The sequence below is a fragment of the Sorangium sp. So ce381 genome (assembly GCF_051473845.1).
GTDB classification, from domain to species: domain Bacteria; phylum Myxococcota_A; class Polyangia; order Polyangiales; family Polyangiaceae; genus Sorangium; species Sorangium atrum.
On the sequence record NZ_CP150336.1, the window covers coordinates 11,659,106 to 11,680,206 of the forward strand.

The window sequence follows — 21,101 nt, forward strand, 5'->3', positions numbered from 1 at the left end:
CCACTTGCAGGCGTGTTGACCTTCCTGCTGCTCGGCCTGCAGGCACCGGCGCACGCTCAGGATGGAGGCGCGCCCGAGCGCGCGGGGGGGGACAGAGAGCCGCGCGTGGACGCGCCTGCCACCGGCTCGCCCGACCTGGAGCGCTCACCGCCCGGCGCTGAAGGCCCCCGGATCGAGCCGCCGCGGCTGCTCGAGCTCGCCGAGGCCGAGTACCCCCAGGAGGCCCGAGCGGCACGACGGGAGGGCAAGGTCGTGCTGAAGCTCCTGATCGATGCGACGGGGCGCGTGACCGAGGCCGAGGTCACGGGTCCAATCGGCGACGGCTTCGACGACGCCGCCCGCGCCGCGGCGCTCCGATCCCGCTTCACGCCGGCGCGCCGGGGCGGCACGCCGATCGCTGTACGGATCCTCTACAGCTACGAGTTCCGGCTCCCCGAGGAGCCCCCGGCCGAGCCCGCCTCCCCGGCGACAGGTGGAAGCCCGGTCGCGACAACGGGCACGGCGGCGACCACGCTCCCGCCGGCCACAGGGCCCGACCAGGCCAACAACAACGCAGCTCCTCCGCCGGCCACAGGGCCCGACCCGGCCAACAACAACGCAGCTCCTCCGCCGGCCACAGGGCCCGACCAGGCCAGCGACGCAGCGCCCGCCGAGGTGACCGTGCGCGGCGCCGCGATGGCCGAGCGCCTCCGGCAATCCGCGCAGGCGATCACCGTCATCGAGACCGAGCAGGCGCAGCGCAGAACCGCCGATCTGGGCGAGGTGCTCGCCCGCACCCAGGGCGTCGGCGTGCGGCGGAGCGCGGGGCTCGGCTCGTGGGCGCGGTTCTCGCTGAACGGCCTCACGGACGAACAGATCCGCTTCTTCATCGACGGCGTGCCGCTCGATCTCGCGGGCTACCCGTTCGGCGTCTCGAACGTGCCTGTGAACCTCGTCGAGCGCGTCGAGATCTACCGCGGCGTGGTGCCTGTGCGCTTCGGCGCCGACGCGCTGGGCGGAGCCGTCAACCTGGTGACCGATCGGGACGTCCGCGGCACCCACGGCGCGGCGTCCTACGAGGTCGGCTCTTACGACACCCACCGGCTCTCCCTCACGGCGAGGCACCTGCACGAGCCGAGCGGCTTCTTCACCCGCGTGAACGGCTTCTTCGATTACGCGAAGAACGACTATCCGGTCGACGTCGTGCTGGCGAACACAACGACCGGACGCGAGGACTCCGAGCCCACCCGTGTTCGCCGCTTCCACGACGCCTACCGGGCGGCGGGCGGGAGCGCCGAGCTCGGCTTCGTGAATCGGCCCTGGGCGCGGCGGCTGCTCCTGCGCGCCTTCGTCACCGACTACGACAAGGAGCATCAGCACAAGTTCGGCGTCATGAAGACGCCTTATGGCGAGGTCACGAACGGCGAGACCGTGCCGGGCGCGACGCTCCAGTACGAGCACGGGATCGGCCGAGGCGTCGCCCTCGAAGCGCTCCTCGGGTACACGTACGGGCGCGCCACCTTCCTCGATGTCAGCGAGTGCGTCTACGCCTGGTCAGGCCGCTGCATCAGCAAGCGCACCATCCCAGGCGAGGACGGGCCGCGCCCCCGGGACCGGGTGTTCCGGGAGCACAGCGGCCTCGGCCGCCTGAACCTCCGCTACCGGCCCCACCCGGAGCACGCGCTGCAGCTCTCCGTGTCTCCGACGTTCATCGCGCGCACGGCGGAAGAGCGCAGGTTGGACAACGACGACCGCGAGCAGCTCCGGGGCGGACACAGCCTGTTCACCTGGGTGCACGGCGTCGAGCATCAGCTCAACCTGTTCGACGATCGCCTGGAGAACAGCGCCTTCGTGAAGGACTACGTGCAGCTGCTCCGCATGAAGGGGCGCCTCCCGGGGCTCGACGGGCGCTTCGGCCGGCAAGAGCGCGACACCCATCGCATCGGCGTCGGGGATGGCCTTCGCTATCGCTTCTCCGAGTGGCTCTACGCCAAGGCGTCGTACGAGTGGGCGACGCGGCTCCCGCGGCCCGTCGAGGTGTTCGGCGACGGGGCGATGATCGTCCCCAACCTCGAGCTCAAGCCCGAGACGAGCCACAATGGAAACCTCGGATTCACGATCGACGCGTGCGACACCGCGTGGGGCGCGTGGCGGCTCGACGCGAACGGCTTTCTCCGCGCGGTCGAGCGGCTCATCGTGCTGAACAACCGCACGGACTCGATCCAGTACATCCACGTCTCGGGGGCCCGGTCGCTGGGCGTCGAGGCCGCCGCCGGCTGGACATCGCCGGGAGAGCACGTCGCCCTCGACGGCAACATCACCTACGACGATTTCCGCAAGACGTCGGACGAGGGGAACTTTGCTCGCTCCGAGGGCGAACGGATGCCGAACCGGCCGTGGCTCTTCGCCAACGGCTCGGCGCGCTTGCAGCTCCAGGAGATCGTCGCGCCGCGCGACGCGATCTCGCTCACCTGGGATACGCGCTACGTGCATCGGTTCTACCTCGGCTTCGAGAACTGGGGGCGGCCCGACTCCAAGGCCAAGGTGCCCTCGCAGCTCCTTCACTCGCTCGCGCTGACCTACGTCGCGCGTGACGCGCCGCGCACGGTGAGCTTCACCATCGAGGCGCACAACCTCACCAACGAACCGGCCTTCGATTTCTACGGTACCCAGCGACCCGGGCGGACGCTGTTCTCCAAGGCGACGCTGGAGATGTGATGACGACGATGTCGAGGCGAGCTCTCTCGCTCGCGCGACAGAAGGAGACTCAGATGCGTGGGATTCAGCGGAAGCAGCGGCCATCGAACCGGACGAGCGCGACGGCCTTCGCGCTCGTGCTCCTGACCGGCGCGCTCGGCGGCGGCTGCGCGGACGACGAGACGTCGAGCCCCGTCGAACAGGGCGGTACCGGTGGTGGCAGCAACGGCGGCGACGCGTTCGTCGTCGCCACACGCGTCTGGGACGACACCGCGACCAACTCTTACTTCCACGTGGTGTCGTCGCTCGAGGCAGGCACGCCGGTCGACCCGACCCAGGCGCTCGAGATCCCCGGATCGGCCAGGCTGTTTGCGTTCGAGGGGCAGGGCTGGTTCGGCATCGGTGACGGCCAGTCGCCGACGATCTCCCATTACACGCTCGGCAACGGCGACGCGCTCGTCAAGGGAGACGCGATCAGCCTCCAGCCCTTCGGCGTGCAGGACCTCTGGCAAACGAATTACATCATCTCTCCGACGAAGGCGTACCACCCGGATCGCGCTGGCGAGCAGATCGTCGTGTGGAACCCCACGACGATGGAGGTAGAGGGGACGATCCCGCTGCCGGACACCCACCGCGAGGGCCACCTGGCGGTGTACGGATATGGCTCGGTCCTGCGCGGCAAGACGCTGCTCTTCTCGGTGGGGTGGTTCGACTGGCAGACGACCGACACCATCGTCCCGGAGACAGGGCTCGTCGTGATCGACACCGAGACCGACACCGTCGTGCGCTTCGACGTCGACGACCGGTGCGCCGGGATCACGCAGTCCGTCGAGACGGCCTCCGGCGACGCTTACTTCGTGAGCTCGGCGCTCGCGGGAGCGTCCTATCACATCGAGCGGCTGGAGACCGAGCCCTGCGCGCTGCGCGTCCTGAAGGACGCAGACGCCTTCGACCCGGACTTCGCCCTGAGCCTGGGCGAGCTGGCCGGCGGTGCGATCGTGGGTGATCCCATCCCCGCGGGCGGGGACAGCCTCTTCCTCCGGGTGTTCGAGGAGAGCCTCGCCACGATCGACGAGGAGACCAAGACCTTTCAGATCACGAGCCAGCCGGCGTGGCGCTGGTGGCGGTGGGATACAGCGACGAACGAGGCCAAGGAGATCCAGGATCTGGCTCCCTCGCCCGCGAACGTCTCCTTCTTCGAGGTCGATGGCCGCGTCTTCACGATCGACGAGAAGAACGGCTCCACGGAGAGCACGCTGATCGAGCTCACGGCCGAGGGCGGCCCGAAGCTCGGCCTGACGGCGCCGGGGTACCTGCACGGTCTGGCGAAGGTGCGATGAGGACGAGCGGCGCGCGGCGCTCCGCGTGAGGGGACAAGGTGACTCGCGATGGCCAAGAAGCTCTCCCGCCATGCCTTCACGACCTTCTGGGACGTACACGCGTGGGTCGGCGTGATCGGTGGGCTCTTGCTCTATGTGATGTTCCTGTCGGGGGGGATCGCGCTCTTCCGGAGGCAGCTCGAGGTGTGGGAGGAGCCGTTGACCCAGCAGCGCTCCTCGATCGAGCAGGTGGGGCTCCAGGCCACGCTCGATCAGGGGCTCGCCGCCGCGGGGACGACGCCCGAGCAGCTCTGGCTCTATCCGCCGGAGGGCGGGCTGGGCGTCGCGCGGCTCCTCTACTTCTCGCAGGGTGAGCGGGTCTCGCGGTGGGTAGAGGAGCCGCTCGTGCCCGAGCGCGAGCGGCTGTCCGACTTCCTCTTCGAGCTGCACTACCTCTGGCACAGGGTCACCGGCGTGTGGCTCTTCTATGTGGCCGGCCTCCTGTGTGTCGCGCTCCTGCTCGCGCTCGCGACCGGCGTGCTCATCCACCTGAAGGATATCGTCCGGCAGTTTCATCAGTTCCGGCCGGACAAGACGCGCCGTGTCCTGTGGTCGGACATGCACAAGGTGCTCGGCGTGATGGGCCTGCCGTTTCAGGTCCTCTTCGCTTACACCGGCGCGTTCTTCGTGTTCCTGGGGTTGCTCGTGCCGGTGTTCACGAATCCCGTGCTCGGCGGAGACGCTGCTCGAGCGGACCAGGTGGCCTGGGGAGCGTCCTTTGCGGACGAGCCCGCGCGCGGGGCGCCCGCCCGCGGCCTGACGCTGGACGAGCACCTGACCCGCGCGCGCGCCGCCGCGCCCGGGCTCGTGCCGGAGGTGTTCTCTGTCCGGCACCACGGCCTCGACAGCGGGACCGTCGATATCCGCGGATCGATCGAGGGCGTCCCGTTCTCGCGCAGCATCGTGCGCCTGCGGGCCGTCGACGGCGCGGTCCTCTCGCTCGACGCGCCGGGCGCCGAGGGCGGGCGCAGCGGCGTGATTCGCTGGATCTATGGGCTCCATTTCGCGAATTTCGGCGGCGTCACGCTTCGCGTCCTGTTTTTCGCGCTCGCCCTGGCGACGTGCGCCACGATCCTCACCGGCAACTGGATCTGGCTCGCTCGACGGGAGGCGCGGCAAGAGCGCGTCGGCAACCGCCTCCTCGCGCGGCTCACCGTGGGCTTCGGCGCGGGGACCGTCGTCGCGATCGCGGCGCTGTTCCTCGTGAGCCGGGCATTCCCGCTCGACTGGAGCGGCCGTGTCGTAGCCGAGGAGCTCACGTTCCTCGTTGCGCTCGGGCTCTGCGTCGCCTGGGCGCTCGCCGCGCGGGACGGCGGGCGCCTCTGGTCACGCCAGCTCGGGCTCGCGGGGCTCTTGCTGCTGCCGGTCCCCGCGCTCGCGGCGCGCTGGTCGGGGGCGGGGCTCTTCGGCGCGGGGCCGAAGCTCGGCGCCGTCGTCGCCGTCGACGTCGCGCTCCTGCTGGCGGCCGCGGCGCTCTGCGCCTCGGCGTGGGCGCTTCGCCGGGCGAGCTCGCGACCCGAGGCGCGGCTCCTGCCGACGCGGGGCGCGCCGCCGCCCTCGCTGGCTCACGGCGGGGCAGGGCTCGTGGCCAGGCGGCAGACGGCGACCCATGGTTGAGACAGCGTCGGTCCTCTCGGCGTACCTCGCCTTCGCGCTGCTCCACGGGGCGCGGCCCGAGCGCCTGCCGTTCGGCGTCGCGGCGCGGCTGCGCGCGAGGCGCGAATGGCGCGCCTCGGCCCGGGCCCTGGCCGTCGCCTTCTTCTCGCTGTCGGTGTGGCTGTGGAGCCGAGCCGAGGCCGGCGCGGCGGCGCTCCTCGTGCCTTTCGCGGCGCTCCTCTGCTCCGCGAGCGCGTTCGTCCTGCTCGCGCCGGTCTGGCCGCGCGCCGTCTGGGGCCTCGCCCTCCTGTGTCCGCCGGCCATCGCCGCGCTCTCGCTCCTCGGAGCGCGCCATGGTTAGTCGCCACCTCGCCCGCCTCGCCCGGCTCGACGCCGCGCTGCGCGTGCTCGCGGCGCTGGTCGGGACGCTCCCGCTCGCCGTCCTGGCGAGCGTGTGTCTCGCGCGATTCGCGCCGTTCGCCGAGAGCACGCGGGCCGCCCTCGGTTTTTCGCTCGTGGTACCGCTCTGGCTCGCGGCGATGTGCTTCGCCTTCCTGGCCCGCAGCGCGGCCCGCGCGTGGGGGGTCTGCGCGGCGCTCGGCGCCGTATTGCTGGCCCTGGCCTACGTGGTGCCGCAATGACGGACGCGCGATCCTGGCGACCTCCTGGCGACCTCCTGGCGACCGGCGCTGGCCCGGCGCCTTCGGCGCCCCTCGTTCGTCGACGGTTCCCGGCCGATCCGAGCGCCAAGGGCCGAGCCTGACGGCCCGCTTCCCGCGCCGTCCGTCCCGCCCCCGCGAGATCCGTCGCCACCGGCATCCCCCTGCACGATCTTTTGTGCACGGCGACAACCTCTTTGGTATGTTGCCGCTCCCTCGCCGCCGCGCCGAGCGTCGACGAGCCAGCGTTCTTTCTATCGTCATGTATCGAGGTCCGCGCTGCTCCTGCGCTGAGCACGGGGCGGGCGGACCATCCTGGGTACCAGGAGAGGTGGCCGAGTGGCTGAAGGCACACGCTTGCTAAGCGTGCGATCGGGAAACTGATCCGCGGGTTCGAATCCCGCCCTCTCCGCCGCGAGAACGCTCAGCGCTACGCCCATCGTGCGGCGGCCTGAGCACCGCGAACACGCGAAACACGCGAACACAAACGGACGACCCGCGGCGATGCGGGCCGCGCTCGCTCGTGCCGCTGCGGTGCGCGACGCGTCGGCGGTCATCGCGCCGTCGCGGCCTCGCGCGGCCTCACACGGGACCGCATGGCCCTCGCGGCCGCGGCGCTCAGGCCGCCCTGGTCCTCAGCACCCGCGACTGAAGGAACTGGTAGATCGTCTTGATCGCGTCGAACGAGCCGACCGCGCTCTCCTTGATCACCTCGTTCACCGTGCGCGAGCCGTTGACAGCGCCGAGCACGAGCTGCTCGATGCGCGTCAGCTTGCCGGAGCCCACGCCGTCGAGCGCGACCTGGTCCACGACCACCACCTGGTCGAAGTTGATCGTCCCCTCCATGAGCCGCCACTCGTCGACGCGCCGGAACCCCTCGAGCACCAGCGCGGACACCGGGAGGCCGAGGTGCGCCTGCTCGACCTCGGGGCGGAACGGCTCGCGCGTGAACGAGAAGCGCCCGTACGGCCAGCGCAGCACCTCGTAGATGAGCTCGCTCGACTGCCGCTCCAGCACGGCGATGAGGTCGTCGTTCGTCGCGACGCCGGCCTCCACGAGCACCTGGCCGAGCAGCGCGTGCGGCCGCTTCGCGCGGAGCAGCGCCTCGAGCCGCTCCCGCGTCAGGAGCCCGCGCTCGATGAAGTAGCGCCCCAGCTTGAACTCGTCCGACGAGTTGCGCGCCTGCACCAGATCGATGAGCCCCTGGCGGAGCGAGATCGTGACCGACGCGCGGTTCGTGGTCACGCGAAGCACGCCCGTCTGCCGCTGCATCTGGAGCAGCTGGAGGATCTCGGCGAGCGGGATCGCGGAGACGTCGCCGCTCATCACCTCCTTCGCGTCCGCGGGCGTGTCGTCGAGATCGCGGAGCGTCAGGGTCAGCTTGGAGACCACCTCGCTCGTCATCACGCGGGCGACCGCCTGCATCACCGCGGCCTCGTTGGTCCGCGCCTCGAGCGAGAGGCTCATGATCGCCGGCGTCATCACCGTCGACAGCTGCTGCGCGAACTCCGCGCCGGCGCGCTGGCGCATGCTCCTGGCGAGGAGGCTCGGCCGCACGCTCTCGGCGATCGTGTCCTCGTCGGGCATCTTCGCGCCCTCGGGCACGGGCCGCGCGCGCCCCTCCGCCGCCTTCGAGAGCGCGCCCTCGATCACCGCGACGAGCGCGCGCGCGTCGAACGGCTTGGTGATCGCGTCGACGGCGCCGGTCTGCTGGACGAACTGCCCCCTGAGCTTGTCGCCCTTGGCGCTCATCAGGACCACGGGCACGTTGCGGTGCGACGGGTTCGAGCGGAGCTCCCGGCAGAAGGCGTAGCCGTTCATCCTCGGCATCACGAAATCGAGGAGGACGAGATCGTACTTCGGCCCCTTCTTGACCAGCTCGATCCCCGCGAGCCCGTCGCGCGCCACGGTCGGGTCGAACCCATTGCGAGCGAGGATGGCGCTGACGACCTTCAGGATGGTCGGGCTGTCATCGACAACGAGGACTCGCGCCGGGGAGGCCATGGCGAAGGATACAGGCCCTACCCTACCAGAAGTGCGCGGCCTGCAAACATAAAGGCCAACGCGACCGGCCGCGCGCGGCGAGGCAGAGCACAGCGCGCGCGGTCGCGGCGGCGGCGGTGGTGCGGCGGCGCGGCGAGGGGCCCGCCGCGCCGCCGCGCCACCGGAGGTGCGTCCGATCGCGCGCGTGCCCCCCCGGCCGGCATCAGGCGCCGGCGCTGCCGGTGCCCGTCGCGCCCTGCCGGGGGTCCGCTGCCGCGACCGCCGTCTTCACGTGAACCTCGGCGAGCTGCGCGGCGTCGACGATCACGGGCGCGCCCGTCATCTGATCAGTGCCCTGGTTGGTCTTCGGGAACGGGATGACGTCCCTGAGCGTCGGCGCGCCGCTGAGCAGCATCGCGACCCGGTCCATGCCGAGCGCGATGCCGCCGTGCGGGGGCGCGCCGCTGCGGAGCGCGTCCAGGAGGAACCCGAACTTGTCGCGCGCGTCGTTCTCGTCGATGCCCAGCGTCTTGAAGACGCGCGCCTGCACCTCGGGATCGTGCAGCCGGATCGAGCCGCCGCCGACCTCGAACCCGTTCAGCACGAGATCGTAACGGTAACACTCGACGCGCGCCGGATCGGTCTCGAGGAGCGGGACGTGCTCGTCGATCGGCCGCGTGAACGCGTGGTGCGCGGCGGCCCAGCGCCCCGTGTCCTCGTCGAACTCGAACAGAGGTGGGTTCGTCACCCAGAGGAACCTCCACTGGTCGCCATGCCCGTACTCCGGGATGAGCCCCATCTTCTTCGCGACGTCGATGCGGAGCTTCGCCATGACGGTGTGCACGACGGCTTCCTTGCCGAACTGGAAGCAGAGGACGTCGCCCGGCTTGGCGCCGAGCGCCTCGTTCAGCTTCTGCCGGAGCTCCGGCGTGATCGACTTCGTGAGGGGCGACTGCGTCCAGGAGCCGTCCTCGGCGAGCTTGGCGCGCGCGAGGCCGCGGAAGCCCTTCACGTCGCGGAGCCCGCGCTCGAGGTCCTCGGTCTGCTGGCGGGACAGGTTGGCGCTCGCCGGGATCACGAGCCCCTTCACGATCTCGGCCGGCAGGTCGCGCCGCAGCTTGCCCGACTTGAATTTCTCGGCGAGCTCGACCCAGAACGGCACCCCGCCGCCGTTGTGCTCGATGATGAGGTCCGTGAGGTCGGTGTGCTCGATCCCGAAGCGGAGGTCGGGCTTGTCGTTGCCGAAGCGGCGCATCGACTCGGCGTACGGCATGCGCGGGAAGCGTCCCGTCGGGTAGAGCTCGGTGAGGTCCTTGCCGAGGGCGGCCTTGAACACCGCGAAGACGAGCCCCTCCATCAGCCCGAAGACGTCGTCCTGGTTCACGAACGACAGCTCGACGTCGATCTGGGTGAACTCCGGCTGCCGGTCGATGCGCAGGTCCTCGTCCCGGAAGCACTTCACGATCTGGAAGTAGCGGTCGAAGCCCGCGACCATGAAGAGCTGCTTGTAGAGCTGCGGGCTCTCGGCGAGCGCGTAGAACTTGCCGGCCGAGGTCCGCGAGGGGACGAGGAAGTTGCGGGCCCCGCCCGGCGTGTACTTCACGAGGAAGGGCGTCTCGAGCTCGAGGCAGCCCTTGTCCGACAGGTAATTCCGCGTCGCCCGGTTGATCTCGTGGCGCATCCGCAGCGCCCGCTGGAGCGGGGCCCGGCGCAGGTCGAGGTACCGGTGCTGGAGGCGGATCTCCTCGCGCGTCTCGATCTCGTCCGCGATCTCGAACGGCGGCGTCTCCGCCCTGTTGAAGATCGTCGCCTCGGCGACCCAGACCTCGATGGCCCCCGTGTCGATCTTGTCGTTCACGTTGCCTTCTCGGCTGACCACGACGCCCCGGACGCCGACGACCCACTCGGACCGGGCCTTCTCGGCGGCGGCGTGCGCGTCGAGGAGGTCCTTCTCCTCCGCCTTCAGGCCATGCTTCCTGATCGCCTCGAGGTAGCTGCGATCGAACACGATCTGCGTCACGCCCGTGCGGTCGCGGAGGTCGATGAAGATGCAGCCGCCGTGATCGCGGCGCCGCGCGACCCAGCCGAACAGCACGACCTCCTTGCCGATGTCCGCCTCGCGCAGATCGCCGCAGCGGTGCGTCCTCTTGAGCTCATCGATGAAACGGGACACGAGACGACCTCCGATTTTCCGTGGAAGGGGCGACTCTAGCCCAGGTCGCCGCTCACCGCCTCTCCGTATCCTCCGCGCCCTGCGCGCGCGGATCGGCCTCGCGCGCGTTTTGGCGGCGGCGCTTCGGCGGCGGCGCGCGGCGCGGGCCACGCGCCGCCGCCGAGGCGCGCGCCGGGGTGCGCCGGAACTTGGCCCGGCCGCGGCCGATCTGGCATGGCCGCTCGGTGGGCTCCGGAGAGAAACGCTGCTGGCTCGATCGGTCGCTCGCCTTGCTTTCGGCCGCGCTGCCCTTCGGGCTGTCGCTGGCCCGCGCCGCCTCCTCGGGGCAATGGCGGGAAGATCTCACGGCCGTCCGGGATCTCGGCCTCGTCGCGGTCGGCGTGGGCGGCGGCCTGTCGACGGCGCTCTCGCAGGCGCTCAGCCTGCTCCCGCTGGGCTCCCGCACCTTCCGCACCGCCCTCGGATCGGCGCTCGCGCTCGCGCTCGCGTCGCGCCTGCTCTACGGGATGGTCCGCCGCCTCCTGCTGGAGTCCGCGCGGCCGGCGCCCCTCCCCGGGCTCGCGCTCTGGCGCAGGCTCCGCGGCGGCGCAGCCGAGGAGACCCCCGCCGGCGCGCGATCCGCGTCGGGCGCGCCCGCCGAGCCGGACCTGCTCGGCGGCGCCGTGAGCCCGCGGCTCGCCTCCGTGCTCTCCGCGATCGCCGTGCTGACGGCGGCCCTGTCGCCGACGTGGCAGCGCGAGGCGACGGTCGGCGGCGGCGCCATGGTCGCCACCTGCTGCGCGCTCGTGACGCTCGCGCTCGCGTCGACCTGCGCCGAGCAGGCGCGGCACGCCGGGCGCGCGTGGATCGCGCTCGGCGCGCTCCTCGGCGCCACGTTCGCCGAGAGCCCCCCCGCCGGTCTCGCCGCGCTCGCGGCCTCGTACGCGATGTTCCTCGCGCGCGGCGGCGCACAGCACGCGGGCGGGCGCCCCGCCGAGGCCTCGGCCGGCGGCCCGCCCCGGCGCCTGCTGGGCGCCGCCGCCGGCGCGGGGGCGCTCACGGCCGCGCTCCTGCTCGCGCCGCTCGCGCTCAGGCCCCTCGCGCCGCGCGCCTGGGCCGACATCGGCCGCGCGCTCACGGCCGGCAGCCTCGCCGCCCTCGACGTCGCGAGCGCCCGCACCACGGCGCTCGCCGCGTGGAGCCGCGAGATCGGCGTCGTCTCCCTGCTCATCGCCGCGGCCGGGCTCTCGTTCTCGCTCCTGCGCCCGCGCGCGCGGTGGCTCGTCGCGCCCTTCCTCGTCCTGCTCGCGCTCGACACCCTCCTGCCCGCGCGGGCTGCCGGCGTGCTCTCCGCGGATCCGCTCACCCCCCTGCGCTCGCTCGCGGTCGCCGCGATCGCCGTCGGATCGGCGCTCGGCGCGCACGCCGCGGTGCGGGCGCTGCTCCACACGCGCGTGCCGTTCTCGCGGAGCGGCGCGGCGCTGCTCGTCGTCTTCCAGCTGACGCTGGTCGCGCTGACGAGCGAGGAGGCGGGCTTCGCCGCCGATCGGAGCGAGCAGACGGCGGCCGAGGTCTGGACGGACGAGGCGTACGGGAGCCTCGATCCCGGCTCCGCGATCCTCGTGCGATCGCCGGCGATCACGTGGCGGGTGTGGGCGGCGCGGATCACGCGCGGCGAGCGGCCGGATGTCCTCGTGGTCCCGATCCCGCTGCTCGATCGCGGCCACGTCGCCGCGAGCCTGCTCGCCGACGAGCGCAAGCTCGCGCCGCTGCTGCGCGACTTCGCGCTCGCGGGCGAGCCCGGCGAGTTCGCCCTCTCCACGCTGGCCGACGTCCGGCCGCTCCACGTGGAGCTCGATCCGCGCTGGTCGAAGAGGCTGCTCGGCCACCTGAACGTCGCCGGCATCTGGCTCGAGTACGCCCCGCAGCCGCTCGGCGCCTCGGATCGCAAGCTCGCGACCGCGCAGTCGATCGCGCCGCTCCGGCGCGTGCTGGAGTCGCTCTCGATCGCCGCGGTGCCGGACACGTCGACGGCGGCCGTCCTCGCGTCCACGATGCGAAGCCAGTCGGACGTCGTGAGCCTTCTGGGCGAGCGCGTCGTGGCGCAGTCGTTCCTCGACCGGCTGGGCGAGCTCGCGCCCCAGGATCCGTTCATCTCCGGCGGCCCGAGCCGCCGCGCCGTCGCCGGCATCCGGCAGGCGTTCATCGCGAGGCGGCCTCTGCGCCGCCGTTGACGCGGCCCGCGCGGCTGGAGCGGCGCGCGCGGCGCAGCCCGCGTGGCCCGCGCCGCGGCCCCGGGCGCGCCGCTCGTCTTCCCCTCGTCTTGCCGGTCCCCGGCCGCGATCAGGGCGACGCGGCGAGCCCGCTGTCGCTCGCAGCGCGCGCCCGCCGCTCCGCCCCGCGCAGCGCCTTGACCCGCCGCTCGAAGTCGCGGCTGTCGTCCTCCGTGAGCGTCGCCCCGCCGAAGCGGGCGCGCAGGTAGACCTGCGTGAGCGTCAGGATCTCGCGCGCCAGCGGGTGATCCGCGAGCTCCAGCGCCTCGGCGTGGCGCAGCGGCGGCAGGCTGGGGGGGCGCGGCACGCCCTGGACGAGCATGGCGGCCTCCAGGCCCTCGTAGAGCGCGGTCGCCAGGATCGCGCTCGGCGTGCGGCCGGCGTCCGCGCGGCGCTCCTCGCGCCCGCGGCGCGTGCGGCGGAAGCGCCAGTAGAGCAGGCCGCCGCCCAGCGCGAGCGCGACGGCGGCGACGGCGAGGATCCGCGGGCGCGACAGCGAGAGATCGCTGCTCGATCCGGACCTCCGGTAGCGCGACGTCAGCGTCTGGAGCAGGCCCACCTGCTGGTTCAGGTCGTAGCCGACGACGTGCCTGTCCCAGCGCTGGCTCGTCGCCTCGATGAAATCGCGGAGGTACGCCCAGGCCCCGACCAGCTCGCTCTTCGGCGCCGCGTCGGCCGGCGGCGTCGGGTCGAACGTCATCCACCCCTCGCCGTCGAGGTACACCTCGACCCACGAGTGGGCGTCGCCCTGGCGCACCGCATAGAACCGGCCGAAGCGGTTGTAGGTGCCGCCGACGAAGCCCGTCACGTTGCGCGTCGGGACGTCCACCGCGCGCAGCAGGATGGCCATCGCGGTCGAGTAGAACTCGCAGTGCCCGCGCTTCGACTCGAACAGGAAGTGATCGAGCGGCTGCGGGTCCGCGCCCGACGGCGACGCGAGGTCGTACCGGTACTCCGTGCGCAGGTGCTCCTGGATCGCCCGCGCCCGGTCGGCCGGACGATCCACGCCTTGCGTCCACTGCTGCGCGAGCTCGACGACGCGCGACGGCAGATCCCTCGGGAGATCCAGGTAGCGCCGCCGCTCGGCCGCCGGCAGGCGCTGGAAGGTCGGCGCCCGCTTCCGCGACAGGAAGACGTCGTAGACAAGCCCGCGATCGTCCGTGGGCTGGTACCTGAGCTCCCCCTCCGGCCCGCGCTGGGCCATCGCGTTCGCGTCGACCCCGAGCTGCCCGCGGTGCTTGAGCCGGAGCCCCGTCGCGTTCGGCGGCAGGAAGATCACGGGCGGATCGATGGGCTCCAGATCGATGCGCATCACCGGGTCGACCGCCGGATCCGGGTACCGCTCGATCGGCACGAGCCCTCCGTCGCTCTCCGTGGGGCGCTTGAAGGTCTCGCTCTGCGTCCAGGTGCGGCCGTCGTACGCGTCGAGCGCGGTGCCGCGCAGGTGCATGGTGAGGCGCGGGGGCGGCGGCTCGGGGAGCTCGGGGATCTCGACCCGCATCGCCAGCTTGGGATCGCTGCGCAGCACGCCGACCGCGCCGAGGTCGACCTTGCCCGAGAAGCCGATCATCCGCCCGGTGTGGCCGCGGTTGAGCAGGAGCAGCGAGAGGCCGACGCGCGGGAAGATGACGAACAGGAGCGCGGTGAAGACGAAGATCGGGACGGAGAGCAGGCAGGTGACGGCCAGGAACGAGCGCCCGACGACCCGCCTCGAGCGCAGGATGCGCGGCACGTCCACGGGCAGCCCCGTCCGGTCGCGCGCCCCCTGCCGGTAGTTGCCCTCGACCTCGCGCCGCAGGTGGCTGAGCACGAGCGCGCCTGGGGCGACGACGAGCACCCCCAGGAAGCACAGCCCGTAGCCCATGCCGCCGCCGAGGACGGTGCCGGCGATGAGGTGCAGCAGCGCGAGCACGATGACCTGCTGGTCGTGCGCCGCCCCTTTGCGCGTCGCGAGCCGGATGATCTGCAGCGCGGCGGCGAACTCCACGAGCACGTCGAGCACGCTCGCGTCGGTGGCGACGATGCGGACCACCTGGACGGCGATGACCGCCAGCAGGATGCCCGTGTCGAGGTGGCGGAGCGCCGGGTGCCGCTGCCACGACTCGCGCACGACGAGCGCGAGCCCGAGGCTGATGAGGATCGCCCAGCTCACGTAGCGGTTGAACTGCCCGCTGGCGACGAGGGCGATGACGCCGAGCGCCGCGAGCGCGTCGGTCATGACCCGGTGCACCATCCCGAACCTCACGACGCGCTCCTCGGCGCGCCGGCGCGGCGCTCACCGCTGCTCGGGCTCGGGCTCGATCCCTGGCGCAGCGGCGCGCGGGCGCCGCGCTCGGGCGCCCGGCCGTCGTCGACCGCTTCGAGCAGCGCCAGGAAGCGGAGGATCGCGTCGGAGCCGATGTTGCGATCGCCGCGCACCCGCTCGCCCAGCGTCGTCGCGACGACCACGGCGTCGCCGCGCTTGATGTGGGCGACGGCGCGCGACGCCGCCTCGCGGATCCTCCGCTCCAAGGTCGGCGCGAACGCGTCGCCCTCCCCGGCGGGGCGCACCGTGTCGACGACGATCTGCACGTCCGGCCGCGTCTCGCGGGTGCGCTCGCGCAGCACCAGCTGGTCGCGCATCGTGCTCTTCTTCCAGTAGATGTCGCGCGGATCGTCCCCGTCGCGCATCGGCCGCAGGCCGAAGGTCTCGTCGCCGCCCCCGCGCCCGCTGAGGCTCGCGCCGCCCTCGCGCCGGCCCGCGTCCTCGACCGGGAGCCGGACCGGATCGACCGCGGGGTAGATGATGAGATCGCCCTCGGCCTCGACCTCCCGCGATTTCTCGAACAGCCCGAAGGGAAAGCGGGTCGCGATGCGGAACCCGGTGTGCCGGTCGCGGCCGCGCCTCGCCGGCGTCCGCCGGTACGCGGCCACCTGCGCGCTGGAGGGGCTGATCTTCAGGAAGAAGCAGCGCTTGTCGGCCGGCTGGCCGGCGCGCAGATCCTCGACCTCGATCGCGTACGACGGCACGCGCTTCTTGTGGTTGTAGACCTCGATCTCGACGAGGTGAGCCCGGCCCACCTGGGCGCGGGCCGGGAGCCGCCGGGTCACCGTGAGGTGCTGCAGCGACAGGTCGCTCATCACGCCGGAGACGACGATCAGCGACAGCAGCATCCCCAGCAGCAGGTAGAGGAGGTTGTTGCCCGTGTTGATCGCCGCGAAGCCGACGCCCAGCGTGATCCCGAGGTAGTACTTTCCTTCCCGGGTGAACTTGAGCTTCCGGGGCGGCCTGAGGAACAGCAGGAGCCTCGTCCACAACGACGCCTTGTCCCCGCGCGGGGGCAGCAGCGGCCGCTGCTCGACAAGCGGCCTGTCGCGCCTCGGCTTGCTCGGCCGGACGGCGCTCCGCGCCGCTGCGCCGGCGCGCTCGGCGCCGCGGGAGCTGCCGCTGAGTGATCCCCGCTCCCTGTCCTCTGCGCCCATCGCCCACCCCTCAGAGGGGGACCGGCACCCGCGCCACGAGGTCGCGCACTGCCGCCTCGCACTCGTCGCGGGTCGGCATGTAGCCCTCCGCGTGGGCCGAGAGCCGGACCCGGTGCGCCAGCACGGCCACCGCAAGGTTGTGGATGTCGTCCGCGATACAGTACGAGCGTCCGTAGAGGACCGCGCGCCCCCGGGCCGCGCGCGCCAGGTTCATGCCGGCGCGCGGCGATGCGCCCAGCGAGAGGGTCGGGCTCGATCGCGTGGCCGTGAGCACCGCCTGCAGGTAGGTCGCGAGCGACGAGTCGAGCTCGACGCGATCGACCTCGCGCTGCAGCGCGACGAGCTGGGCCGGATCGATGATCTGCGGCACGTTCCGCGCCCGGTCGGGCTCGCCGCCCTGGAGGAGCAGCCGCATCTCCACCTGGGGAGGCGGGTACCCGATCCGGATCCGCACCATGAACCGGTCGAGCTGCGACTCCGGCAGCGGAAACGTACCCGCGAAATCCTGCGGGTTCTGGGTCGCGAGCACGAAGAAGGGGTACGGCAGCGGCGTCGCCGTCCCCTCGATGGACACCTGCCCCTCGTTCATCGCCTCGAGCAGCGCCGACTGCGTCCGGGGGCTCGCCCGGTTGATCTCGTCGGCGAGCAGCACGTTCGCGAAGATCGGCCCCTGCCGGAAGACGAACTGCCCTAGCCGCTGGTCGAAGACGCTGACCCCGAGGACGTCGCTCGGCAGGAGATCGCTGGTGAACTGAACGCGACGGAGCTCGCCCCCCACGGCCTTGGCCAGCGCTCGGGCCAGCGTCGTCTTGCCGACGCCGGGTACGTCCTCGATGAGGACATGGCCCCGGGCGAGCAGCGCGATGAGCGCCAGCTCGACCGCCTCTGGCTTCCCTTCGAGGGCCTGCTCCACGGCAGAGCGAAGCTTCAGGAGAAGAGGCGAAGCTTCACGCGCGACCGAGAGCGCTGATGTCATCGGGGGCGATGGTAGCACGAGGTCACGGCCCGCCTGCGGGGATGCGCATTTTGCGTTCCACGAGCCGGGCTGGCGGGTGCGAACCCAGATTCGCGACCTCGCTGCGTGGCCGCCGGCCCGGGTGCGCTGCGCCACGTTCTTCCTGGTTCGTGGCCTGGAGGGGCTCCGGAGCTGCCGCTGGCGCTCGGTTTCGTCGATTTCGTCGGTTTCGGGCGCCGGCGCCCCCTGTGCTTTTAACTTGCCGCGGAATGGCCGGGACCTGTGCGCCCGAGTATGCTCCGCGCGCCGTGACCGCCTCGGGGCCCCTTTTTCGCAGCAGCGCCGCATCCCTCCCTGCTCAGGAGGCGCCCGGCGCCGATGCTCACCCGGATGCGGGCACGCCGGACGCGCCGGCGCCTGCCGAGCAGGGCGGCTCGCCCGCGTCGGTGAGCTCCGTCCCCGCCGGCAAGCCTCCGTCCTCGCCTCCGCGGAGCGCCGGCGCGCCGAGCTCCGGTCCGCCGGAGAGCGGGCCCCCCTCGGGCGGCTTGATCGCGCAGCCGCCCCTGTTGCCCGACTCCCCGAAGGGGACGCTGCTCTGGCGTGTGCGCGGGATGATCCGCGCGATGCGGCCCCACCAGTGGGTGAAGAACCTCTTCGTCCTCGCCCCCGTGGTGTTCGCCAAGCACCTGACCCACCCCTCGATCATCATGAGCGCGATCGGGGCCTTCGCGATCTTCTGCCTGCTCGCCGGCGCCGTCTACATCCTGAACGACATCGTCGACGTCGAGGCCGATCGGGTCCACCCGGTCAAGCGCTTCCGGCCGATCGCCTCGGGCCGCGTGCCCATCCCGGTCGCCAAGGCGATGGCGGTCGGCCTCGCGGTCATCGCGCTCGGCGCGAGCCTGCTCGGCCCGCCGCTCTTCGCGGTCGTCGCCGCCAGCTACTACGTCCTCAACGTCGCCTACTCGTTCCGGCTCAAGAAGATCGCCTACCTCGACGTCGGCTGCATCGCGGTCTTCTTCGTGCTGCGGGTGCTCGCCGGCGGCTTCGCGACGAGGACGCCGCTCTCCGGCTTCATGATCGCCTGCACCGCGCTGCTCGCGCTCTTCCTCGGCTTCGGCAAGCGCCGCCACGAGCTCGCCTCGGTCAACGCCTCGAAGCAGCGCGCGGCGCTCGACGGCTACTCGCCTTCCGCCCTGACGGCGGCGCTCGCCGTGACGGGCCTCGCCACCTTCGCCACCTACCTGGCGTACACGCTCGACCACGACACGCAGCGGTTCTTCCAGAACCCGTACCTCTGGCTCACGGCGATCCACCCGCTCTTCGGCGGGATCCGGTTCCTCCAGCTCGTGGCCGGCAGCGCGAAGTCGGAGAGCCCCACCCAGGAGATCCTCCGGGACACGCCCTTCGTGCTGAACGTCGTCATGTGGTCGGCCGAGGTGCTGGTGATCGTGTACCGCCTGAGGCCGTCCTGATGCTCGGCGCCGGACCGGAGCTCGCCCGGCCGGGGGCGGCCCCTGCCGGCGACAAGCCCACCGCGAAGAGCGATGCGCTGACCGATCTCGCGCTGACGATGCCGATCTTCGTCCTGTATCACCTCGGCGTCGCCTTCCTCCCCATCCGCAACGCGGCGGATCCGGTCACCGCCGAGCTCCGCGCGCTGGCCAAGCACAGCCTCCCGCTCTACGCGGGCCTCACCGTTGCCGTCGGCGCCGCGTTCGTCCTCGTCCTTTCCATCCTCGGCCGCGGCCACGCCCTCCAGACGAGGCGCTTCGCGCTGCTCGCCGCCGAAGGCGCGCTCTACGCCATCCTGATGCGCTTCGCCGGCTCCTATGTGGTCGGCTCCCTCCGGCTCGGCCCGCCCGCCGCGTCGAACGACATCTTCACCGGGGTCGTGATGTCGCTCGGCGCGGGCTTCTACGAGGAGATCGCCTTCCGTGTCGGCCTCTACGGGCTGGGCGCGCTCGGGATCAAGTTCTTCTTCGGCAAGGGGGTCCAGGGGGTGGTGCTGATGGTCGGCTGGGCGGTCGTGGCCGCCGCCGTCTTCTCCGGCTGGCACTATGTCGGGTCGCTTGGCGATCCCTGGAACCTCCCCTCCTTCGTGTTCCGCATGGTGTGCGGGCTCGTTCTCACGGCGATCTACGTCTTCCGCGGCTTCGCGCCGGCCGTCTGGACCCACGCGCTCTACGACGTCTGGGTCCTCGTGCTCCGCTGAGCCCGGGGCCGCCCCGAGCGCGCGGCGAGGGCGTGGGCGAGCGCGCGGCGGGCGCGGGGACGAGCCGCATCGCGATCGGCGGTCGTTTGGCGCTATGCTTCGCGCCTCGACGCATGCCGCTACCTCCCTTCCCGAAGCTCGCGCTCAAGCTGGTCCGGACGATCCCCTCGCTGGACGGTCCTGGTTTCCTCAACGTGCGACGCCAGGTGTTCCGCGTCGAGTTCCCGGACGGCTCTCTGAGCGACCCGTTCACCTACGACAGCGTCGATCGCACCCGCCTCGACGCGGTGGTGATCGCCCCGCACTACCGCGGCGCGGACGGGCGCCGTTACGTCTTCCTCCGCTCGGCGTTCCGGCCCCCGGCCGCGACCCGCCCGCCCGAGGCGTGGCCCATCCCGGAGGCGCCGACGCTCGGCGCGATCTGGGAGCTGCCCGCCGGGCTCGTCGAGCTCGACGAGCGGAGCCCGGAGGGCCTGCAGCGCTCGGCCGCGCGCGAGCTGCTCGAGGAGGTCGGCTTCGACGTGCCCCCGTCGGCGCTCCAGCCGCTCGGCCCGTCGACATTCCCGGCGCCGGGCATGGTGGGCGAGCGGCACTTCTTCTTTCATGTCGAGGTCGACCCGGCTCGCGAGGGGACGCCGCTCGAGGACGGCTCCCCCCTCGAGCGGTTCGCGGCCATCGCGGCGGTCCCGCTCGACGAGGCGATCGAGCTCACCCGCCGCGGCGTGATCGAGGACGCGAAGACGGAGGTGGCGCTCCGGCGCCTCGCGGAGCTCTGATGGCGGAACGATCCCCCACGCCCGCGCCGCGGCGTCCGCCCCGCGTCGCGCTCGTCGTGAAGCGCTCCGCCTGGAAGATCTACCGCGAGGAGCGGAAGGACCCGCGCATCACGCGGCTCATCGAGGCCGGCGACTCCGCGGTCGCGCGCCTCAAGGCGTCGCACGACGCGCACGAGCAGACCGTGCGCGAGGTCAAGGCGGCGCTCGACGACATCGGTGCCCAGATCGACGTCGTCGCCAGCGCGGCGCAGTCCTTCGACGCCGGCGAGCTCGACCTCGTGATCACGGTCGGCGGCGACGGGACGCTCCTCAGCGCGTCCCACAACGTCGGCGACGTGCCGATCCTCGGCATCAACAGCGCGCCGGGCCACTCCGTCGGCTTCTTCTGCGGCGCGACGAGCCGCGACGCGGCGGACGCGATCGCGGGGGCGCTGAGCGGCTCGCTCCGCAGCACCGTGCTCACCCGCATGCAGGTCACGGTGAACGACAAGCTCGCCACGGGCCGCGTCCTGAACGACGCGCTCTTCTGCCACGTCTCCCCCGCGGCCACGTCGCGTTACGTGCTCCGGCTCGGCCGGGTCGAGGAGGAGCAGAAGTCGAGCGGCTTCTGGATCGGCCCCGCGGCCGGATCCACGGCCGCGCAGCGCTCCGCGGGCGGGCGCGTCCTGCCGCTCACGTCGAAGCGGCTCCAGCTCGTCGTCCGCGAGCCCTACACCCCTCACGGCGAGGAGTACCGCCTCCGTCACGCCCTGATCCAGCCGGGCGCCTCGCTCGTCGTGCGCAGCAAGACGCACGACGCGAAGCTCTTCTTCGACGGGCCTATCCACTCGGTGAGCGTCGGCTTCGGCGACGTCATCGAGTTCACGCAGGCGCCCCAGTCGCTGACGATCCTGGGCCTCTCCGCCAAGAGGAAGTGGGGCGCGGGCTCGGCGGCGAGCCGCCGCTAGCGCTCGGTGATCGCGCGGCCGTCCCCCG

The 21,101-nt window shown here is 72.2% G+C and carries 15 protein-coding genes and 1 tRNA gene; 11 read left to right on the forward strand and 5 right to left on the reverse strand.

What is annotated here, in order from left to right:
* The first annotated feature begins 12 nt into the window (after nucleotides 1–12).
* The 6 genes from mxcH to WMF29_RS43690 all read left to right on the forward strand — a co-directional run bounded on the left by mxcH (nucleotide 13) and on the right by WMF29_RS43690 (nucleotide 6,722).
* Nucleotides 13–2,697, forward strand: a complete 2,685-nt coding sequence (mxcH, locus tag WMF29_RS43665) for a TonB-dependent siderophore myxochelin receptor MxcH (RefSeq protein WP_437325958.1) — start codon at nucleotides 13–15, stop codon at nucleotides 2,695–2,697.
* Nucleotides 2,698–2,750: 53 nt separating this feature from the next.
* Entirely contained in the window at nucleotides 2,751–4,016 is a 1,266-nt protein-coding gene (locus WMF29_RS43670) for a hypothetical protein (RefSeq protein ID WP_437325959.1), read from the forward strand.
* A 48-nt stretch (nucleotides 4,017–4,064) separates the two neighbouring features.
* Nucleotides 4,065–5,672 carry a PepSY-associated TM helix domain-containing protein gene (locus WMF29_RS43675; protein WP_437325960.1) on the forward strand — a complete coding sequence of 536 codons (1,608 nt, stop codon included), beginning with the start codon at nucleotides 4,065–4,067 and terminating at the stop codon, nucleotides 5,670–5,672.
* On the forward strand, nucleotides 5,665–6,012 hold the full coding sequence (locus WMF29_RS43680; protein ID WP_437325961.1) for a hypothetical protein: 348 nt from the start codon (nucleotides 5,665–5,667) through the stop codon (nucleotides 6,010–6,012). The genes WMF29_RS43675 and WMF29_RS43680 overlap by 8 nt, the downstream gene beginning before the upstream one ends.
* Nucleotides 6,005–6,292, forward strand: coding sequence for a hypothetical protein (locus tag WMF29_RS43685; RefSeq protein ID WP_437325962.1), 288 nt, complete (start codon nucleotides 6,005–6,007; stop codon nucleotides 6,290–6,292). Before WMF29_RS43680 ends, WMF29_RS43685 begins: the two co-directional genes overlap by 8 nt.
* Before the next feature lie 343 nt (nucleotides 6,293–6,635).
* Nucleotides 6,636–6,722, forward strand: a tRNA-Ser gene (locus WMF29_RS43690).
* Between the two features lie 206 nt (nucleotides 6,723–6,928).
* On the opposite strand, the gene WMF29_RS43695 is transcribed toward WMF29_RS43690, so the two are convergent.
* Both WMF29_RS43695 and aspS read right to left on the reverse strand, forming a co-directional pair.
* The gene (locus tag WMF29_RS43695) at nucleotides 6,929–8,314 is read right to left on the reverse strand and encodes a DUF4388 domain-containing protein (RefSeq protein ID WP_437325963.1); all 1,386 of its coding nucleotides are present in this window, start codon (nucleotides 8,312–8,314) and stop codon (nucleotides 6,929–6,931) included.
* Between the two features lie 202 nt (nucleotides 8,315–8,516).
* On the reverse strand, nucleotides 8,517–10,466 hold the full coding sequence (gene aspS / locus WMF29_RS43700; RefSeq protein ID WP_437325964.1) for an aspartate--tRNA ligase: 1,950 nt from the start codon (nucleotides 10,464–10,466) through the stop codon (nucleotides 8,517–8,519).
* Nucleotides 10,467–10,735: 269 nt separating this feature from the next.
* On the opposite strand from aspS, the gene WMF29_RS43705 reads away from it, so the two are divergent.
* Nucleotides 10,736–12,679 (forward strand): hypothetical protein, encoded by a 1,944-nt coding sequence (locus tag WMF29_RS43705; RefSeq protein ID WP_437325965.1) that lies wholly within the window; start codon nucleotides 10,736–10,738, stop codon nucleotides 12,677–12,679.
* Between the two features lie 109 nt (nucleotides 12,680–12,788).
* Here the strand turns inward: WMF29_RS43705 and WMF29_RS43710 are convergent, their stop codons facing one another.
* Genes WMF29_RS43710 through WMF29_RS43720 form a run of 3 tightly spaced genes read right to left on the reverse strand, consistent with a single transcriptional unit; the run spans nucleotide 12,789 to nucleotide 17,156 of the window.
* Entirely contained in the window at nucleotides 12,789–14,963 is a 2,175-nt protein-coding gene (locus WMF29_RS43710) for a transglutaminaseTgpA domain-containing protein (RefSeq protein ID WP_437325966.1), read from the reverse strand.
* Nucleotides 14,960–16,180 (reverse strand): DUF58 domain-containing protein, encoded by a 1,221-nt coding sequence (locus WMF29_RS43715; protein ID WP_437325967.1) that lies wholly within the window; start codon nucleotides 16,178–16,180, stop codon nucleotides 14,960–14,962. The genes WMF29_RS43710 and WMF29_RS43715 overlap by 4 nt, the downstream gene beginning before the upstream one ends.
* A 10-nt stretch (nucleotides 16,181–16,190) precedes the next feature.
* A complete protein-coding gene (locus WMF29_RS43720; RefSeq protein WP_044967114.1) occupies nucleotides 16,191–17,156 on the reverse strand; it encodes an AAA family ATPase in 966 nt (321 codons plus the stop codon).
* A 287-nt stretch (nucleotides 17,157–17,443) separates the two neighbouring features.
* Here WMF29_RS43720 and WMF29_RS43725 point away from each other — a divergent pair, with 287 nt between their 5' ends.
* From WMF29_RS43725 to WMF29_RS43740, 4 genes are all read left to right on the forward strand, one after another.
* Nucleotides 17,444–18,610: a decaprenyl-phosphate phosphoribosyltransferase gene (locus WMF29_RS43725; protein WP_437325968.1), complete on the forward strand. Its 1,167-nt coding sequence runs from the start codon at nucleotides 17,444–17,446 to the stop codon at nucleotides 18,608–18,610.
* Nucleotides 18,610–19,350, forward strand: coding sequence for a CPBP family glutamic-type intramembrane protease (locus WMF29_RS43730; protein WP_272101855.1), 741 nt, complete (start codon nucleotides 18,610–18,612; stop codon nucleotides 19,348–19,350). Before WMF29_RS43725 ends, WMF29_RS43730 begins: the two co-directional genes overlap by 1 nt.
* Nucleotides 19,351–19,463: 113 nt before the next feature.
* Complete coding sequence (locus WMF29_RS43735; protein ID WP_437325969.1) at nucleotides 19,464–20,126, forward strand: NUDIX hydrolase; 663 nt, start codon at nucleotides 19,464–19,466, stop codon at nucleotides 20,124–20,126.
* A complete protein-coding gene (locus WMF29_RS43740; protein WP_437325970.1) occupies nucleotides 20,126–21,073 on the forward strand; it encodes an NAD(+)/NADH kinase in 948 nt (315 codons plus the stop codon). Before WMF29_RS43735 ends, WMF29_RS43740 begins: the two co-directional genes overlap by 1 nt.
* Nucleotides 21,074–21,101 lie beyond the last annotated feature (28 nt).

Coding starts and splice junctions, on each gene's coding strand:
- WMF29_RS43735 (WP_437325969.1), top strand. CDS start 19,464: ATGCCGCTACCTCCCTTCCCGAAGCTCGCGCTCAAGCTGGTCCGGACG.
- WMF29_RS43740 (WP_437325970.1), top strand. CDS start 20,126: ATGGCGGAACGATCCCCCACGCCCGCGCCGCGGCGTCCGCCCCGCGTC.
- WMF29_RS43720 (WP_044967114.1), bottom strand. CDS start 17,156: ATGACATCAGCGCTCTCGGTCGCGCGTGAAGCTTCGCCTCTTCTCCTG.
- WMF29_RS43670 (WP_437325959.1), top strand. CDS start 2,751: ATGCGTGGGATTCAGCGGAAGCAGCGGCCATCGAACCGGACGAGCGCG.
- WMF29_RS43675 (WP_437325960.1), top strand. CDS start 4,065: ATGGCCAAGAAGCTCTCCCGCCATGCCTTCACGACCTTCTGGGACGTA.
- WMF29_RS43680 (WP_437325961.1), top strand. CDS start 5,665: ATGGTTGAGACAGCGTCGGTCCTCTCGGCGTACCTCGCCTTCGCGCTG.
- WMF29_RS43685 (WP_437325962.1), top strand. CDS start 6,005: ATGGTTAGTCGCCACCTCGCCCGCCTCGCCCGGCTCGACGCCGCGCTG.
- WMF29_RS43715 (WP_437325967.1), bottom strand. CDS start 16,180: ATGGGCGCAGAGGACAGGGAGCGGGGATCACTCAGCGGCAGCTCCCGC.
- WMF29_RS43695 (WP_437325963.1), bottom strand. CDS start 8,314: ATGGCCTCCCCGGCGCGAGTCCTCGTTGTCGATGACAGCCCGACCATC.
- WMF29_RS43730 (WP_272101855.1), top strand. CDS start 18,610: ATGCTCGGCGCCGGACCGGAGCTCGCCCGGCCGGGGGCGGCCCCTGCC.